The following is a 17,274-nucleotide window of genomic DNA, read 5'->3' as shown; positions in this document are numbered from 1 at the left end:
GGAGATGCCCATGAGCAGCGCGTTGCTGACTGATCACTATGAGCTGACGATGCTCCAGGCCGCCCTGCGCAGCGGGGCCGCCGCCCGGCGTGTCGTCTTCGAGGTCTTCGCCCGCCATCTGCCCGGCGGACGGCGGTACGGCGTGGTCGCGGGTGTGGACAGAGTGCTCGACGCCATCGAGCGGTTCAGGTTCCGCCCGCCGGAGCTCGACTTCCTCCGCGAACAGCGGATCGTGGACGAGGCGACCCTCGACTACCTCGCCGGCTACCGGTTCTCCGGCGACGTGTACGGCTACCGCGAGGGCGACTGCTTCTTCCCCGGCTCCCCCATCATGGTCGTGGAGGCCCCCTTCGCCGAGGGCGTGCTGCTGGAGACCGTGGTGCTCTCCATCCTCAACCATGACTGCGCCATCGCCGCCACCGCCACCCGGATGACCGACGCCGCGGGCTCGCGCCCGATCATCGAGATGGGCTCGCGCCGCACCCACGAGATGGCCGCCGTCGCCGCCGCCCGCGCCGCCTACCTCGGCGGCTTCACCGCCAGCTCCAACCTCATGGCCAGACACCTGTACGGCGTGCCGACCGCGGGCACCAGCGCCCACGCCTTCACCCTGGTGCACGACGGCGAGCCCGAGGCGTTCGCGGCCCAGCTCGACTCGCTCGGCCGCGGCACCACCCTGCTCGTCGACACCTACGACGTGGCCACGGCGGTGCGCACCGCCGTGGAACTGGCCGGGCCCGGGCTGGGAGCCGTCAGGATCGACTCGGGCGACCTCGCGATCGCCGCCGTGGAGGTCCGCGCACTCCTCGACTCCCTCGGCGCGCACGACACCCGGATCCTGGTCACCGGCGACCTCGACGAGTACTCGATCGCGGCCCTGGCGGCGGCTCCCGTCGACGGCTACGGGGTGGGCACCTCCCTCGTGACCGGGTCCGGGGTGCCCACGGCCGCCCTCGTCTACAAGCTCGTGGCCAGGCAGGACGCCGGCGGCGTGCTTCAGCCGGTGGCCAAGCGTTCGGTGGGCAAGCCGAGCCGCGGCGGCCGCAAGGAGTCCTTCCGCCGCCTGGACACCGACGGGCGCGCCGTCGCCGAACTCGTCGTCTCCGCCGGCCCCGACGCCGTGCGCGCCGCCACCCGTCTGCACGCCAACGGCGAAGGCGGACCAGGAGTCACCCACCGGCCGCTGCTCACCGAACTGATCAGGGACGGACAGGTCGTCGGCAGGGAACCGCTGGACACCGCCAGGAAGCGCCGCGTGGCGGGCCTCGCCGAGCTCCCGCCCGACGCCCACCATCTCTCTCGCGGCTACGCCGCCATCCCCACGGTCTTCGGCGGCGCTTAGGATCGAACCATGAGCACGGCCTTGATCATCGTGGACGTCCAGAACGACTTCTGCGAGGGCGGCAGTCTCGGCGTCGGCGGCGGCGCCGACGTGGCCGACGCCATCTCGCGCCATCTGGCCACCCACGGTTACGACCACGTGGTGGCGAGCCGCGACCATCACATCGACCCCGGCGGCCACTTCTCCGCCGACCCCGACTACGTCTCCACCTGGCCGCCCCACTGCGTCGCGGGCACCCCCGGGGCCGACTTCCACCCCGCCCTCGACACCGCCAAGATCGAGGAGGTCTTCAGCAAGGGCGCCCACTCCGCCGCCTACAGCGGGTTCGAGGGGGTCTCCGACACGGGCGTCCCGATGGCCGAGTGGCTCTCCGCGCACGGCGTGCGCGCCATCGAGGTGGTCGGGATCGCCACCGACCACTGTGTCCGCGCGACCGCCGTCGACGCGGCCGAGAACGGCTTCGCCGTACGGGTGCTGCTCGGCCTCACGGCGGGTGTCGCCAGGATCACCACCGAAGCCGCCCTGGCCGAGCTCGACGGCGCCGGGGTTCAGCTGAGCGGCACTCCGATCATCCGCTCCCCTTGACCACCAGGTGCTTGAGCACCAGATCCAGCTTGGCGTCCAGCGAATCGAACCGCTGCTCCAGCCGCTCCATCCGGACCTCCAGCCGATCCATCCGCACTTCGAGCCGATCCATCCGCACTTCGAGCCGGTCTATCCGCTCCTCCACCGCCTCGAACCGCTTGTCGATCGCATCGAACCGCTCGTCGATCGCATCGAATCGCTCGTAGACCTCCGCCTGGAAGGCGTCGAACCGACGATCGCTGGCATCAAACCGCTCATACACCTCTGCCTGGAAGGCGTCGAACCGACGATCGCTCGCGTCGAAGCGCTTGTCGATCGCATCGAACCGCTCGTAGACCTCCGCCTGGAAGGCGTCGAACCGACGATCGCTCGCGTCGAAGCGCTTGTCGATCGCATCGAACCGCTCATACACCTCCGTCTGGAAGGCGTCGAACCGACGATCGGTCGCGTCGAAGCGCTTGAAGGTCTCTGACTGGAAGGTGTCGAGATCGACGAGGATTTCCGAGAGCACGGGCTCAAGGTACACCTGGACCTCGGCCCGGATCACCGAAGACAACATTGGCTGGCCGCTCCTTTGAGGGTCGCCCACGAACAGCAGGCACAACGGAGAGTACACAGTCGATCACAAAGAAGTCAGGAGATGCCCAAGGCGCCTACGCGGCCGAGATGGGAGAACTAACACGGAGAGTCACAGAACTCATACAGCATGGTGGTGATCCGTCGTGGAGGCACTCGTCCTTGGCGTGGCCTGGTTGTTGATCGCACCCTGTTGCCTGCTGCTGCTCTTTCGCGGCCGTCCCCTCCTGCGGATCACCAGCGTGTTGACGCTGGCGTTGCTCGAAGTCGCCACGGTGGGTCTCAACCACTCGATGCGCCACGTCGAGCTCAACTCGGCCGCCTCAGGACCGGCGGCGGGCAGAGCGGTCCAGCCCGTCACCCACCGTTGCGCGAGCAGCCGCCCGATCCCGGAGGGGGTACGGCTGGCACACGCGCGGCGCGGCCTGCGGGCCGTGACGGTGTGGTGGCCGGCGACGCCTGGAGAATGCGACACGGCCACGGTGACCTGGCGGCGTAAGGACCACCGGCTCACCCTGTGGCTGCAGGAAGGCGACCTGGTCACCGAGCCGCCCAACTCGGTGACCCTGCCGGTCGGCGTCGACAAGCGGGGCGTCGCCTCGGTGACCCTTCGTCTGGCGCTCCCACCCGGCCGCTACCAGGTACTGGACGGCAGGACACGCGTCCGCATCCCACGCCGCTGACGCCGCACCGGCCTCGCCGGCGCACCGCACCGCGAACACCGGCCCGGCCTGCCGCACGGTCACGCTCACGCGACGGCGGGCCCGGTCCTCTCACTCCACCCGGTTCGCCAGGCGGGAGAGGGCCAGGACACGGCGGCAGCGGTTGAACCGGCGGACGGTCAGCGGGTGCGCTGGGTCGCCCACTTGCGGATCTGCACGATGCGCTCGCGGATCTGCTCGGCCGACGCCTGGGCGATGGCCGGGCCGCCGCAGGCCCGGCGCAGTTCGGCGTGGATCACGCCATGGGGCTGGCCGGTGCGGTGGTTCCAGGCGCCGACGAGACCGTTGAGCTCCTTGCGCAACGCGGGGATCTGCTCGTGCGGGGCGAGCGCGGGTTCGGCGGCCGGCTCGGGCGTCTTGCGCCTGGCGGCCTGCTGGTCGGCCTGCCGCTTGCTCAGCAGTGTGCGGACCTGGTCGGGCTCCAGCAGACCGGGCAGCCCGATGAAGTCCTCCTCCTCGGGGGAGCCGAGGGCCGCGGCGGTGCCGAACTCGCCGCCGTCGAACAGCACCCGGTCGAAGGACGCCGACGCCTCGACGGTCTCGAACGGCAACTCGTCGCCGAGGACGTCAGGGTTGTCCTTACGCTGGTTGGCCTCCTGGAGCAGGAAGTCGTCGAGCCCGTCCTCGACCTGCTTACGGCCGAGCACGTGGTCACGCTCGGCCTCCATCTCCCCGGCCAGCCCCATCAGCGTGGGCACCGAGGGCAGGAAGACCGAGGCCATCTCGCCGCGTCTGCGGGCCCGGACGAAGCGCCCGATGGCCTGGGCGAAGAACAGCGGCGTGGAGATGGAGGTCGCGTAGACGCCCACGCAGAGGCGCGGGATGTCGACTCCTTCCGAGACCATCCGGACCGCGATCAGCCAGCGGTCCTCGGAGAGGCCGAACGCCTTGATCTTCTTGGAGGCGTCGGGGTCGTCGGAGAGCACGACCGTCGCGCCCTCGCCGGTGATGGCCCTGATGTGCTTGGCGTAGGCGCGCGCGGTCTCGTGATCGGTCGCGATCACCAGGCCGCCCGCGTCGGGCACGCCTCGCCGTACCTCGGTCAGGCGGCGGTCGGCGGCGTGCAGGACCTGGCGGATCCAGTCGCCCTTCGGGTCGAGCGCGGCTCGCCAGGCCTGGGAGAGCTGGTCCTTGGTCAGCGGCGTGCCGAACGCGGCGGTGATCTCGTCGCCCGCGCGGGTGCGCCACTTCATCTCGCCGGAGTAGGCGAGGAAGATGACCGGCCGTACGACGCCGTCGGCGAGCGCGGGGCCGTAACCGTAGGAGTAGTCGGAGACGCTGCGCAGGGCGCCGTCGCCGTCTTCGACGTAGTCGACGAAGGGGATGGGGTTGTCGTCGGACCGGAACGGGGTGCCGGTCAGCGCGAGGCGTCTGGCGGCGGGTTCGAACGCCTCTTTCACGCCGTCGCCCCAGGACTTGGCGTCGCCCGCGTGGTGCACCTCGTCGAAGATGACCAGGGTCTTCCGGCCCTCGGTGCGCGCCCGGTGCAGCGCCGGGTGCATGGCCACCTGCGCGTAGGTGATCGCCACGCCGGTGTAGTCGCGGGAGGTGGCCCCCTGGCTGTTCTTGAACTCCGGGTCGATGCCGATGCCGACCTTGCTCGCCGCGTCGGCCCACTGCCGTTTGAGGTGCTCGGTGGGTGTGACGATCGTCACCGCCTTGATGACACCCCGCGACAGCAGTTCGCTGGCGATGCGCAACGCGTAGGTGGTCTTGCCCGCCCCCGGGGTCGCCACCGTGAGGAAGTCACGCGGCTCGGTCCGGAAGTAGAGCTCCAGCGCGTCCTGCTGCCAGGCGCGGAGCTTGGGGGCGGTGCCCCAGGCCGCCCGGTCGGGATAGGAGGGGGAAAGATTCGATGCGGCGAAGGTGCTCACGCAACCCACCTCGTCTTAAGCCTCGTCGGTGCACCCGTGTCGCTGCCGTGTCTTCTGGTTCGCTCCCTCACAATCACACCAGGGTAATCGCCGTCACCGACAGGACGTGCCGTCAGGCGGACATGCTGGCCAAGCCCGCCCCTTCGTGCTAGGCGCGCACCCCGCTCACGATGGCGTCGATGCCGCGCCGGGCCACGGGGTCGTCCGGCTGGGCGAGGGCCACCACGACGACCGTCCGTTCGCCCCGGTCGAGCACGACCACCCGCAGGTAGGCCGGCCGGTTCACGACGTCCTCGTACTCCGCGCGGAGCGAGCGACGGTGGGCGGGGAAGCCTCCGACGGAGGCGGAGAGGTCGTCCACGATGTCCACCGCGTCGCCGTGGAGCAGCAGCCGGGAGTAGAGGTCGGTCAGTTCGAGGGTGACCTCGCGCAGGGAGCGCGCGCCGATCGCCGGGCCCGGCCTGACCATCACCAGGGCCTGCCCGCCGTTCGGGACGTCCGGGGCGGCCGCCTTCGAGGCGATCGAGGTGAAGGCCGTGACCGGCGCCAGGGCGCCCTCCTGCCATCCCGGGGGCAGCGGGTAGCGCACCCCGGCCAGCGCGTCGACGATCACCGTCGCCGGCGACTCGGGGGCCACCGTGCGCAGCACGACCACGACCGTTCCCGCGATCAGGGCGGCGCCGGCGACGAGTGCCACGCAGACGATGACCGCCCGGCCCGCCCAGCGGGGCATCCGCCGCCGTACCGGGGGCGCCGGCGCGCCGTACCACCGAGCCGACGGCGGCAGCGGCTCCGCCGCCTCCTCCCGCTCCGGCGGCCAGACCCGCTCCCCGAACGGCTGCGGTTCGTGCGGTCGTTCGTCCACGGCGCCTCCTCCCACCGGCTGCGGCCTTCCTGTTCCTACCACGCTCAGATGAGCGGCTCAGGCAATCCGTGATCAATGGTGCCGGTGGGACGGATGAGACGCGATTCAGTCTCTGCTCCTCCCGGCGATGAGCACTCCGAAGACGCTGATGACGGCCATCAGCGCGACGATCAGCGTGAAGCCGGTCGCGATGTCGTCGTGGCCGATCACGTTGATCAGCGCGCCGCCGAATCCGATCATGAGGGAGCTGCCGAGGGTGTCCATGACCTGCAACGCGGCGGAGTTGGCGCCCTGCTGCTCGTTCGGCGACTGCCGCATGGCGGTGACGTTGACGCTGGTGATGCCGACTCCCATGCCGAGTCCGGCGACCGTCCAGGCGGGGATCGCGATCCAACCGGGGAACGGCGGGATCACCATGAGCACGGAGAGCGCGATACCGGCCGCGACCCCGTACACACCCCACCGGATCAGGCGGGTGTGGTCGAGGGTGCCCCGGCTCTGCAGGTACGAGCCCAGCGACCAGCCGAGCGCACCGGTGGTGAGCGCCACTCCCGCGGTCGTCAGGTCGTACCCGTGCACCTCGTTGAGCACGAGCGGGATGTAGGCGTTCACGCCGAAGAACGCGCCGGACAGCACCCCGCGCATCAGGATCGTGGTGGGCAGCCCCCGGCCCAGGCGCAGCGTGCCGGCGGGCAGCAGCAGCGGCAGCCCGACGCCGAGCACGACCAGGCCCGCGACGGAGCAGGCCAGGCCGAGGGCGAGGGCCGTGTGCAGGGTGTCCACGCCGTACTGCAGCACCCCGGCCCCGCAGGCGGTGGCGGCGGCGGCGAGGGTCATGAGCACCGGCCGGGACCGCCGGCCCGCGTCCCCGGCGGTCGCCTTCTCGTTCGACCCGGGGGCGCGCAGCGCGGGGAGCAGCATGACGAGTGCCGGGATCACCAGGGGGATGATCCCGTAGAAGACCCACCGCCAGCCGGCGGTGTCGGAGATGATCCCGGCGATCGCCGGGCCGACCAGCGCGGGGACCACCCATGCGGCCGACAGCACGGCGAAGATCCTGGGCCGGACATCGGGTGGGTAGACCCGCGCGATCATCACGTAGATGGCGACGATGACGGCTCCGCCGCCGATGCCCTGCACGGCCCTGGCCGCGATGAACATCTCCTTGCCGCCCGCCGCCCCCGCCAGCGCCATGCCGATGACGAACAGCGTCACACCGAGCAGGAACGGAACGGCATGCCCTTTACGGTCCGCCCATAATCCGGCGACCACGTTCATGAACAGACCGGCCATCAGGAACGCGGAGAAACTCCAGCCGTACAGGTCGATGGCGTTCAGGTCGGCGGACACGGCGGGCATCACCGTGCTGATGGACATGCCCTCGAACGCGATCAGCGTGACAACGAGGAGGATTCCCAGCGTTGCGGTCCGATAGCCGGGGCCGAAGATCCGAGGGGGTTTGTATGTAGCGTCAACTGCTGTCGGTGCTGTCACCTGTCAAGGGTAGTGCCCGAAATGCCCTCTCGATAGGCCGTCCACGACGTCCGCATCCGTGCTGCCTGTCCGGGCGTGAACTCCGACATGCACCGGTCGTGCGCGTAGTCCATGAAGTTGTGGATGGGATCGGATCCGCCGCCCAGGCAGGTGTCCTTGCGCACCGGGCAGCCCTCGGTGGGTTCGGCCTGGGGAGGCGTGTCGGCGACCCCGTCGCCGGGCAGCGCGCAGCCGTTCTCGAAGGTGTGCACCAGGCCCAGCCAGTGACCGATCTCGTGGACCCCGGTGAACCCCCGGTCGAAGTAGCGCAACGTGCCGCCGGGCAGGGTGCGCCAGTCGATGATCACGCCGTCGAGTATCGGGTTGTCGCGGTACCAGAAGGGGTACGTCGCGTAGCCGAGCACGAGCTCGTTGAGCTGCGCGAGGTAGAGGTTGAGGGTGGTCGCCCCGCCCTTGCGCAGCTTGCGCTTCATCAGCGCCTCATGGCCCAGCGGGTCACGGAACCACAACGGCTCCTCGGTGACCGTGATCCCGTCGAGCCTGAACCGCACCTTCGTGTCGGCCCCGCCGTACCGCCCGCCGTATGCCGCGTTCAGGGTGTCGATCTGGTCGGTGATGGCCTGGCGCGTGACCCGCCGCACGCCGTCCGCGATCACGTGCACCCAGGTGCCCACCGTGACCGTCCGCGCGCCGTACCGCAGCGTGTGCCCGCCTGCCGCCCCGGGGCGCGACGGTGGATCGGCCAGAATCCGGGCCACCTCGTCGGGACCGGGCGCGTACGGCTCCACGCCCCGGCCCACCACAGGACCGGCGTCCGCGACCGGACGCCCGTCACGCGCGGCCCCCCGGTGGGGGTGATGCACGCTCCCAGGATGACGGTGTACGACGGAGCGCGCGTCTGCCTGGGCGCAGTCGGGCGGGATCTTTCGCACGGCCGTCGGCCGCGTCGCCGCGCCGGGCCCCTGCAGGGCGGCGGTACCGAGCGTGAACAGGCATGCCGCCATGACGGCCATCGCGCGCCGGACCATGCACTCCCCCGAGTTGTCGCATGTGCTGGACGGACGCCGCACCGCGGCGACATCACGACCGTAGCCCTAACGGACCCGATCACCCGCGAACAACACTCGCGACCACCGACATCCCCTGACATCGCGCCAGGAGACCCCGCGGGGGACTATTCGGATTTGTCGGGTTCTCCACCCTTGGGGAGACCCTCGTAGATCTCCTTGCACTCAGGGCAGACCGGATACTTCTTGGGATCCCGGCTGGGAACCCAGATCTTGCCGCAGAGGGCACGGATCGGAGTGCCGGTCACCATGCTCTCGGTGATCTTGTCGCGGTCGGCGTAGTGGGAGAAGCGCTCGTGGTCCCCGTCTTGCGAGAGTTCCTGCCGAACGTCGCCCTCGGGAAGGATCTTCGTGCTCACCCCACGAGTTTATGCCCACCCCCGGCAGCCCTCGACACGGACGACTCCCGCCGGGTGTCGTCCGTGCGGTATCAACCGATGGCGCCACCCGACCTGCACGATCGGCTGGGACGTCAGTTGAGCGTCGGGTCGTCGGGACAGGTCGCGACGAACGCCAGTTCGCCGCGCTGCCTGCGGAGCACCGCCCGCCAGAGCGAGCCCGGATCGTCGAAGAAGGTGTCGCCCTGCTCGGCGTCCACGACGTACCACGCGCCCTCGGCGATCTCCGCTTCCAACTGCCCGGACGTCCAGCCGGCGTAGCCCGCGAAGATCCGCATCGCCGCGATCTCGCCGGCCAGGATCTCGGGTGGCGCGTCCAGGTCGACGGTCCCCAGCCGGGACACCGCCGGGATGGCCGCGTGCAGCCGCCGCCAGCCGAGCGGCTCCTCACCGCTCGGCACCGCCGCGAGCGCCAGCGCGCTGTCCGTCTGCACGGGCCCGCCCTGGAACAGCACGGAGGGACCGCTGACCAGAGCGTCCCAGGTGGGCAGCACGTGGGTGACGGAGATGTCACTCGGCCGGTTCAGCACGACGCCGAGGGTGCCGCCGCCCTGATCATGCTCAAGGATCAGCACCACGCTACGCCGGAAGTTGGGGTCGTCGAGTCGTGGCGTCGCCACCAACAGCCCGCCGACGTAGATCGCCTCCGCCATACCCTCCATGATGAGGGGTGAACGGGGAATCTCGCGCCTCGACCTTTGCGTCGCCGTGGAATGTTACTCACTATGATGTGATGGACACGCTGAGTAGCGGACGGGGGAGGTCGAAATGCGGTGGATGATCTGGCTGCCGGCCATGGCCACCCTGTTGCTGACCCTGCCCACCGCCGCCTGGGCCACCACCGAATGCCCCCCGGGCACTGCCGGGTGCGCTCCCGCGGGCCAGGGCTGGCACGCCCAGCTCGCCACCGCGGTCGGATTCATCGTGACCGGCGGTGTGCTGTGGTGGCTGGGCACGGTCTGGCCGCGCCGCTCACCCGACGGCCCGATCAAAATCAACCGAACCGGGTACGGCGAGCGGCGCTACCCCGACGACCCGAACTAGTGCGGTGACCACCGGTGACCACCGAGCCGGGCCCTTGCCGCGCCCTTCGACCGCACCCCGGCGCACCCGCGCCTTACGCCTCGGTCATGCCACGCGGACGCCCGCCCGCCGACTCGCGGACCGCCGCGGAGACCGCGCCGGCCACGTCGGGGTGGAAGACGCTCGGGATGATGTAGTTGGGGCCGAGTTCCTCGTCGGTGACGACGGACGACAGCGCGCCGGCGGCGGCCAGCAGCATCTCCTGGGTCACGCCGCCCGCCTGGGCGTCGAGGAGACCGCGGAAGACACCGGGGAAGGCCAGCACGTTGTTGATCTGGTTGGGATAGTCGGACCGGCCGGTCGCCACGACCGTGGCGTGCTCGCGGGCGTCGTCGGGCGAGACCTCGGGCTCTGGGTTGGCCAGCGCGAAGACGACCGCGCCCTCGGCCATCGTGGCCACGTCGTCGCCGGTCAGGATGCCGGGAGCCGAGACGCCGATGAAGACGTCGGCTCCCTTGACGGCGCCCCTCAGGTCGCCCGAGTAGCCCTCCGTGTTGGTGTGGTCGGCGATCCAGCGCAGCGAGTCGTCGAGGTCGTCACGGCCGCGGTGCACCGCGCCGAGGTAGTCGCAGACCACCACCTCACGCGCACCGGCCGCGAGCAGCAGGCGCAGCACCGCCGTACCGGCCGCGCCCGCGCCCGCCATCGCGATGCGGACGCGCGGCAGCTCCTTGCCCACCACGCGCAGCGCGTTGGTGAGCGCGGCGAGCACGCAGATCGCGGTGCCGTGCTGGTCGTCGTGGAAGACCGGGATGTCGAGCAACTCGCGGAGCCGGCGCTCCACCTCGAAGCAACGGGGGGCCGAGATGTCCTCCAGGTTGATGCCGCCGAAGCCGGGGGCGATCACCTGGACGGTGCGCACGATCTCGTCGACGTCCTGGGTGTCGAGGCAGATGGGCCAGGCGTCGATCCCGGCGAACCGCTTGAACAGGGCGGCCTTGCCCTCCATGACCGGCAGCGCGGCCGCGGGGCCGATGTTGCCCAGCCCCAGCACCGCGGAGCCGTCGGTGACCACGGCCACGCTGTTCCGCTTGATCGTCAGACGGCGGGCGTCTTCCGGGTTGCGGGCGATCGCCATCGAGACGCGCGCCACGCCCGGCGTGTAGGCCATGGACAGCTCGTCGCGGTTGCGCAGCGGGACCTTCGACTGCATCTCGATCTTGCCGCCGAGGTGCATGAGGAAGGTGCGGTCGCTGACCTTGTGAATGACGACGCCCTCGACGGCGTCGAGTTGGTCGACGATGGCCTGGGCATGGTCGGTGTCACGGGCGGCGCAGGTGACGTCGATGCGCAGCGTCTCATGGCCGCCGGTGGTGACGTCGAGCGCGGTGACCACACCGCCGGCCGACTCGACGGCGTGGGTCAGCTGGCTGACGGCCTTGCCGCCTGCCGGGACCTCCAGCCGCACGGTGATGGAGTAAGACACACTGGGCACGGTGGCCACGTCAATCCGCTCCTCTGCGCCTGACCTGGGTAGGGCCTCTCCATCGTGCCACTTCTTCGGGGCTCCTTGACCCGACATCGCTCAGGCGATCGACTCCGCCGCCGAGGCGATCAGCTCCACGCAGGCCGGCACCGGGATCAGCGTGCTGTCGATGACCAGGTGATACATCGTCGAATCGGCGGGGTCCACCCGGTAGAAGTGCCGGACGTAGGCGGTGCGGGCGCGGTCGTTGTCCTCGACGATCCGCCGGGCCTCGCGCTCCGACAGGTCGAAGAAGGCCGCCGTCTGCCTGATCCGGCGCGCGAGGGGGGCGTCCAGCCGTACGTGCAGCGCGCCGGGGTGGTCGGCGAGGACCAGCGCGCCGCCGCGTCCGAGGATCACGCCGCCGCGGGCCCGTGCGGTGAGCTTGATCACACGCTCGGTGTGCGCGACGAACTCCTCCGGGGGCGTCGGCATCGCCCCCGGAAGATAGGTGTCCACGCCGCCGAAGGTGACCGTCGGCAGCCGCATCGCGCCCGACAGCAGCCGCCCGATGCCGTGCTCGGCGCGGTCGTCGTGGACCAGGGCCTCTTCGAGCGTGCAGCCGAGTTCCTCGGCCACCGTGCCGGGGATCGCCCGGTCGACGAAGGGCACGCCGAGCATCTCGGCGACGGCCGGGCCGATGACGTTCCCGGCCGTGCCATAGGTCGCGGAGATCGTTACGACACGCACACCAGGTATCTACCCAGGTTGAGTCAAGGTTGCAGGATGTAGCCCGGAAAGTTTCCGGGCAGTCTCTCGTCGCCCGGTCCCTGGGTGACGGCGCGGACGAGCAGCTCGCCTCCCACGAACGCGCCGTGCCACGACGAGCCGAGGCCGCCGAACAACTCCTCCTTGTCTCCCCTGGAGCGCGGCCGGTTGATCCCCACCTTGAACGCGCGGACCTCGCCGGCCAGCCGGCGGGCGGTCGCCTCCTCGCCACAGGAGATCGTGGCGACGAGGGCCCCGTTGCTGGCGTTCATCGCCGCGAGCAGCTCCGCCTCGGTGTCGACCACGACGATCGTGTCGACGGGGCCGAAGGGCTCGGCGTGGAACAGCGGCGACGCCCGGGGTGGCGCGAGGATCGCGACCGGAGCGAAATAAGCGGAAATATCCTGATCTGGGAGGAACCTTCCGTCGGTCGGCGAGCCCCGGTAGAGCGGCACACCGCCGGCCGCTATCGCACCGTCGACCTGGTCGGCCAGTTCCTTGGCCTTGGCATCGTTGATCAGCGGGCCGAAGTCGAGTTCGGGAAGCGGGTCATCGGGCGCCTCGACCGCGAGCGGATGACCGAACCGCACCGAGGAGATCGCCGGCAGGTAGGCCGCGAGGAAGTCGTGGAAGAGCTCCCGCTGCACGACGAACCGCGGATAAGCCGTGCACCGCTGCTTGGCGTAGTCGAAGGTCGCCCGGATCTGGCGTTCGAGCAGCCCCCAGTCGTCGTACTCCCACACGCCCCAGCAGTTGAGCCCCTCCTGCTCCAGGATGTGCGCCCGCCCGAGGTCGGCCAGGGAGACCGCGATCTGCGCGCCGGTGTCCCGCCCGCCCACGAAGGACACGCATCCCAGCTCGCTGCCGCGCACCAGGGCCGGCGACAACTCCGCTCCGCCCCCGCTCACCAGCGTGATCGGCAGCCCTTCCCTGGTGGCCAGCGCGCAGGCCAGAGTGAGGCAGGCGACCCCGCCGTCGGTGGGCGACTTGGCGATCACCGCGTTGCCCGCGAGGGTCTGCACCAGCATCGCGTGCATCAGCACGCTCATCGGATAGTTCCAGCTCGCGATGTTGCTCACCGGTCCGGGCAGCGGGGTCCGCCCGGCCACCATCCGGTCGATCTCCTCGACGTACCACCGCACGCCCTCGACGCACCGGTCGACGTCGGCGGTGGCCAGCCGCCACGGCTTGCCGATCTCCCAGACGAGCAGCAGCGACAGCAGGTCGCGGTGCTCCGTGAGCGCGTCGAGCACGGCCCGCACCCGGGCCTTGCGCGTCGCGAGCGGCAGATGCCGCCACTCACGATGCTCGTCCACACTCCCTCGTACGGCCCGCGCCGCCGTCGAACGGTCGAGCCGGGGCGGACCGGCGATGGCCGTGCCGTCCACGGGTGAGACGTCGGGCGCCGGGCGGCCGTCACGCTGCCAGAGGCCGCCCCAGTGGTTGAGCACCCGGTCGTCGTGGAAGGCCTCGGGAACGGCGGACACGCAGGCCGCGTAGGCGTCGTGCCATGCCGTACCAGGCTTGAGGATCAAGGACATGGGGCGTCTCCCTCAGTCGGACCAGTCGAAGGTCGAGACCAGCTCGGGCAGGGGCTCGAACTCCTTGACGGCGTCGAGCGAGGGACCCATCGCGGCGTTCGCCTCGCGCTCGACCATGACCTCCACGAGGACCGGCAGACGCTGCCGTTCCGACTCCGCCGTGGCCCAGGCCAGGGCGTCGTGGATGTCGGCGGGCTTCTCGACCCGGCGGGCCGGGCAGCCGAAGGCCTCCATGACCTTCACGTGGTCGACCCCGCCCTCGCCGTAGTGGAGGTCGACGGCGTAGTTCATGTCGTAGGGGATCTCGGCCTGCCGGATCAGCCCGAGGTACTCGTTGTTGACCATGACGATCACGAACGGCACGTTGTACTGGGCCGCGACGGCGACCTCCTCCATCAGGAACTGGAAGGAGTAGTCGCCGACGACCACCACGACCTGCCGTTCGGGGAAGGCGCACTTGACGCCCATCGCCGCCGGCACCTCCCAGCCGAGCGGCCCGGCCTGGCCGCACACGAGGTACCGACGGGGCAGGAAGGTGCGCTGGAACTGTCCCGACCAGATCTGGTAGAGGCCGATCGCGGTGACGAACGTGGTGTCGGGACCGTAGAACTCGTTGAGCTCCCGGTAGACCCTGGGCGGCTTGATCGGCACTTCGGTGAAGTCGTCCCGCCTGAGCAGGGTACGGCGCAGCTCGCCGACCCGCCGGGGCCACTGGCCCGTCTTCCGCGGCTTGGTCCGCTCCCGGGCCTCGGTGGTGAGCGCCTCCAGGACGGGCCGGGCGTGGCCGACCACCCCGAGATCGGGCTCGAAGACCTTGCCGATCTGGGTGGGCTCGATGTCGACGTGCACGAACTTACGGCCCCGGCGGTAGGTCTCCAGGTCTCCGGTGTGCCGGTCGCCGAACCGGGCGCCCACCGCCAGGACCAGGTCGCTCTCCAGGAACGCGGCGTTGCCCCAGCGCGTCTGCGTCTGCAGCCCGGCCATCCCGGCGAACAGGGGATGGTCCTCGGGGAAGGCGCCCTTGCCCATCAGCGTCACCTGCACCGGCACCTGAAGGTGCTCGGCCAGCTCGCGCAACTGCCGCTCGGCATCGGCGATGATCACGCCGCCGCCCGCGAGGATGAGCGGCCGCGACGCGGCCAGCAGGAGGTCCATCGCCGCGCGTACGGCCGGCAGTCGTGGTTCCGGCACCTCGACGGGCAGCGGACCGTCGATCGCGGGGTCGTAGAGGCAGGTCCCGCGCTGCACGTCGAGCGGGAGGTCGATGAGCACCGGCCCCGGCCTGCCCGACCTGGCGATCCGGAACGCCTCCCGGAACACCCACGGCGCCTGCGCGGGTTCCTTGAGCTGCACCGCCCACTTGGTGACCGGCTTGGCGATCTCCACGATGTCGACCGCCTGGAACGCCTCCTGGTGGAGCTTGTCCCGGGGGGCCTGCCCGGTGATGCAGATCATCGGGATCGAGTCGGCCATCGCGGTGTAGAGGCCGGTGATCATGTTGGTGCCCGCCGGGCCCGACGTGCCGATGCACACCCCGACGTTGCCCGTCGCTCTGGCCCAGCCGTCGGCGGCGTGGGTGCCGCCCTCCTCGTGGCGGACGGTGATGTGCTTGATCGGGCTCTTCAGCAGGGCGGCGTAGAGCGGCAGGATCGCCGCGCCGGGGATCCCGAAGACCGTGTCGACCCCTTCGGAGGCGAGGACCTCGGCGACGGCTTCCATGCAGGGGATTCGGTTCACCGGTTGATCCTCTCGATCACCTTGAGCAGCGCCGAATGGTCGAGCGAGCCGTGGCCCTGGGCCCTGGCCGCCGCGATGAGCTGGGCGATCAGGCCGGTCACCGGCAGGGCGACCCCCGCCTCGCGGGCCGCGGCGAGGGCGATGCCCATGTCCTTGTGGTGCAGGTCGACGCGGAAGCCCGGCCGGAACTCCCGTTTGATCATCGTCTCCCGTTTGAGATCGAGGATCCGGCTGCCCGCCAGACCGCCCGCCAGCACGTCGAGCCCCTTGCGCGGATCGACCTCGGAGGCTTCCAGCAACACGATCGCCTCGGCGACCAGGGCGTAGATCCCGCCCACCACGAGCTGGTTGGCGGCCTTGACGGTCTGCCCGGCTCCCGAGGGCCCGACGTGCACGATGGTGGTGCCGAGGACCTCCAGGACCTGGCGCGCGGCGGCGAAGTCGTCGGCCGCGCCGCCCACCATGATGGACAGCGTGCCGTCGATCGCGCCCTTCTCGCCGCCGCTGACCGGGGCGTCGAGCACCCGGACGCCGAGCGCGGCGCCGGCCTGCGCGACGCGGCGGGAGGTGTCGGGCCTGATGGTGCTCATGTCGATGTAGAGCAGTCCCGGCTTGGCGTGCTCCAGCACCCCGCCGGGGGTCAGGACGACCTCTTCGACCTGCGGCGAGTCGGGCAGCATGGTGATCAGCACATCGGCCTCGCGGACGATCTCGGCGACACCTCCGCCCGCGTTGCCGCCCGCTTCGCGGAGCCGTTCCACGCCGCCCGGCGCGAGGTCGTATCCGGTGACCGAGTAGCCGGCCCGCACGAGGTTGGCGGCCATCGGGCCGCCCATGATGCCGAGTCCGATGAATCCGACGGTGTTCACGCGCTGTCCTCCTTGAGCCGGTCCTTGAGGGCGGGCAACCAGCCGAAGAAGCTCTCCGCGCTCGGGCCCGCGGGTTTGTACTCCAGCCCGACATGGCCCTGGTATCCGGCGGACGCCAGGCGGGCGAGCACGTCGTCGTAGGGGATCTCGCCGGTGCCCGGCCGGCCGCGGCCCGGGACGTCGGCGATCTGCACGTGACCGAACCGGTGGCTGTGCCGTTCGATGAGCGCGGGCAGGTCCTCCCCCATGCGGTACAGGTGGTAGAAGTCGGCGAGGAAGGCGACGTTGGGGGCCGCCACCTGGTCGATCAGCTCGAACGCCGTCGCCGAGGAGGTGATCGGGTAGTCGGGGCTCTCGTAGGCGTTGAGCGCCTCCACCACCACGGTCGCGCCGATCCGCCCGGCCGCCTCCGCCGCCTGGGCGAGGCTCTCCAGCGCGAGGTCCCGCTGCGCCTCCCGATCGGGTACGGCGTTGCCGTAGAGCGCGTTGAGCACCTGGCAGCCGAGGGAACCGGCGAAACCCACGGCGACGTCGATGTTCTCCCGGAATCTGGCGACCCCGTCGGGTCGGGACAGCAGGCCGCGGTCGCCGGCCGCCATGTCGCCCGCGTCGAAGTTGAGCCCCACCAGGCGGACGCCCGCCTCGTCGATCGCCCGTCGCAGGGCGTCCAGCTCGCGGTCGGGCGGCGACGGCTCGGCGAACGGCCACCACAGCTCCACCGCGTCGAACCCGGCGGCGGCCGCCGCGGCGGGGCGTTCGAGCAGGGGCGACTCCGTGAACAGGATGGAGAGGTTGACGTCGAATCTCATCGCCTCTCCCGGATGACCTCGCGCATGAGGCGGGCGGTCTCGCTGGGCGTCTTCCCCACCCGGACCCCGACCTTCTCCAACGCCTCCTTCTTCGCCTGCGCCGTACCAGCCGAACCCGACACGATCGCCCCCGCATGCC

17 protein-coding genes and 1 pseudogene are annotated in these 17,274 nt (G+C 70.7%); 4 read left to right on the top strand and 14 right to left on the bottom strand.

All coding sequences use genetic code 11. The annotated features are described in order from the left end of the window. The first annotated feature begins 4 nt into the window (after positions 1 to 4). Both MBA17_RS45480 and MBA17_RS45475 read left to right on the top strand, forming a co-directional pair. Positions 5 to 1,342, top strand: coding sequence for a nicotinate phosphoribosyltransferase (locus MBA17_RS45480; RefSeq protein ID WP_238504980.1), 1,338 nt, complete (start codon positions 5 to 7; stop codon positions 1,340 to 1,342). Between the two features lie 9 nt (positions 1,343 to 1,351). Continuing rightward, positions 1,352 to 1,927, top strand: coding sequence for an isochorismatase family protein (locus MBA17_RS45475; RefSeq protein ID WP_238504825.1), 576 nt, complete (start codon positions 1,352 to 1,354; stop codon positions 1,925 to 1,927). On the opposite strand, the gene MBA17_RS45470 is transcribed toward MBA17_RS45475, so the two are convergent. Then, complete coding sequence (locus MBA17_RS45470) at positions 1,911 to 2,486, bottom strand: coiled-coil domain-containing protein (RefSeq protein WP_238504824.1); 576 nt, start codon at positions 2,484 to 2,486, stop codon at positions 1,911 to 1,913. The two genes, MBA17_RS45475 and MBA17_RS45470, sit on opposite strands and share 17 nt — an antisense overlap. A 163-nt stretch (positions 2,487 to 2,649) precedes the next feature. On the opposite strand from MBA17_RS45470, the gene MBA17_RS45465 reads away from it, so the two are divergent. Continuing rightward, positions 2,650 to 3,186, top strand: a complete 537-nt coding sequence (locus MBA17_RS45465) for a hypothetical protein (protein WP_238504823.1) — start codon at positions 2,650 to 2,652, stop codon at positions 3,184 to 3,186. A 158-nt stretch (positions 3,187 to 3,344) separates the two neighbouring features. On the opposite strand, the gene MBA17_RS45460 is transcribed toward MBA17_RS45465, so the two are convergent. The 6 genes from MBA17_RS45460 to MBA17_RS45435 all read right to left on the bottom strand — a co-directional run bounded on the left by MBA17_RS45460 (position 3,345) and on the right by MBA17_RS45435 (position 9,576). After that, positions 3,345 to 5,099, bottom strand: coding sequence for a DEAD/DEAH box helicase (locus MBA17_RS45460; RefSeq protein ID WP_238504822.1), 1,755 nt, complete (start codon positions 5,097 to 5,099; stop codon positions 3,345 to 3,347). 148 nt (positions 5,100 to 5,247) lie between these two features. Then, positions 5,248 to 5,964, bottom strand: coding sequence for a hypothetical protein (locus MBA17_RS45455; protein ID WP_238504821.1), 717 nt, complete (start codon positions 5,962 to 5,964; stop codon positions 5,248 to 5,250). Positions 5,965 to 6,069: 105 nt separating this feature from the next. Then, positions 6,070 to 7,458 carry an MFS transporter gene (locus tag MBA17_RS45450; RefSeq protein WP_455432978.1) on the bottom strand — a complete coding sequence of 463 codons (1,389 nt, stop codon included), beginning with the start codon at positions 7,456 to 7,458 and terminating at the stop codon, positions 6,070 to 6,072. Then, positions 7,455 to 8,486, bottom strand: a complete 1,032-nt coding sequence (locus MBA17_RS45445) for a zinc metalloprotease (protein WP_238504819.1) — start codon at positions 8,484 to 8,486, stop codon at positions 7,455 to 7,457. Before MBA17_RS45445 ends, MBA17_RS45450 begins: the two co-directional genes overlap by 4 nt. Before the next feature lie 146 nt (positions 8,487 to 8,632). Next, complete coding sequence (locus MBA17_RS45440; RefSeq protein ID WP_238504818.1) at positions 8,633 to 8,884, bottom strand: DUF3039 domain-containing protein; 252 nt, start codon at positions 8,882 to 8,884, stop codon at positions 8,633 to 8,635. Between the two features lie 113 nt (positions 8,885 to 8,997). Next, positions 8,998 to 9,576, bottom strand: a complete 579-nt coding sequence (locus MBA17_RS45435) for a YqgE/AlgH family protein (protein ID WP_238504817.1) — start codon at positions 9,574 to 9,576, stop codon at positions 8,998 to 9,000. Between the two features lie 115 nt (positions 9,577 to 9,691). On the opposite strand from MBA17_RS45435, the gene MBA17_RS45430 reads away from it, so the two are divergent. Next, positions 9,692 to 9,967, top strand: a complete 276-nt coding sequence (locus tag MBA17_RS45430; RefSeq protein WP_238504816.1) for a hypothetical protein — start codon at positions 9,692 to 9,694, stop codon at positions 9,965 to 9,967. Positions 9,968 to 10,040: 73 nt separating this feature from the next. Here the strand turns inward: MBA17_RS45430 and MBA17_RS45425 are convergent, their stop codons facing one another. The 7 genes and pseudogenes from MBA17_RS45425 to MBA17_RS45395 form a co-directional block, all read right to left on the bottom strand. Then, complete coding sequence (locus MBA17_RS45425; RefSeq protein WP_238504815.1) at positions 10,041 to 11,450, bottom strand: NAD-dependent malic enzyme; 1,410 nt, start codon at positions 11,448 to 11,450, stop codon at positions 10,041 to 10,043. A gap of 81 nt (positions 11,451 to 11,531) precedes the next feature. Further along, positions 11,532 to 12,161 (bottom strand): cytidylate kinase-like family protein, encoded by a 630-nt coding sequence (locus MBA17_RS45420; RefSeq protein ID WP_238504814.1) that lies wholly within the window; start codon positions 12,159 to 12,161, stop codon positions 11,532 to 11,534. A 23-nt stretch (positions 12,162 to 12,184) separates the two neighbouring features. After that, positions 12,185 to 13,720 (bottom strand): aldehyde dehydrogenase family protein, encoded by a 1,536-nt coding sequence (locus MBA17_RS45415; protein WP_238504813.1) that lies wholly within the window; start codon positions 13,718 to 13,720, stop codon positions 12,185 to 12,187. Positions 13,721 to 13,732: 12 nt separating this feature from the next. Continuing rightward, positions 13,733 to 15,457 carry a glyoxylate carboligase gene (gcl, locus tag MBA17_RS45410; protein WP_238504812.1) on the bottom strand — a complete coding sequence of 575 codons (1,725 nt, stop codon included), beginning with the start codon at positions 15,455 to 15,457 and terminating at the stop codon, positions 13,733 to 13,735. After that, complete coding sequence (locus MBA17_RS45405) at positions 15,454 to 16,326, bottom strand: 2-hydroxy-3-oxopropionate reductase (protein ID WP_455432977.1); 873 nt, start codon at positions 16,324 to 16,326, stop codon at positions 15,454 to 15,456. The genes gcl and MBA17_RS45405 overlap by 4 nt, the downstream gene beginning before the upstream one ends. Next, a complete protein-coding gene (locus MBA17_RS45400) occupies positions 16,323 to 17,135 on the bottom strand; it encodes a hydroxypyruvate isomerase family protein (protein ID WP_238504811.1) in 813 nt (270 codons plus the stop codon). Before MBA17_RS45400 ends, MBA17_RS45405 begins: the two co-directional genes overlap by 4 nt. Continuing rightward, positions 17,132 to 17,274, bottom strand: a pseudogene (locus MBA17_RS45395) (succinate--CoA ligase subunit alpha); the annotation flags it as partial. The pseudogene MBA17_RS45395 and the gene MBA17_RS45400, both read right to left, overlap by 4 nt.

The organism is Dolomitihabitans soli (genome assembly GCF_022213955.1).
Lineage (GTDB): Bacteria > Actinomycetota > Actinomycetes > Streptosporangiales > Streptosporangiaceae > Streptosporangium_A > Streptosporangium_A soli.
This window is presented reverse-complemented; position numbering and strand designations above follow the sequence as displayed.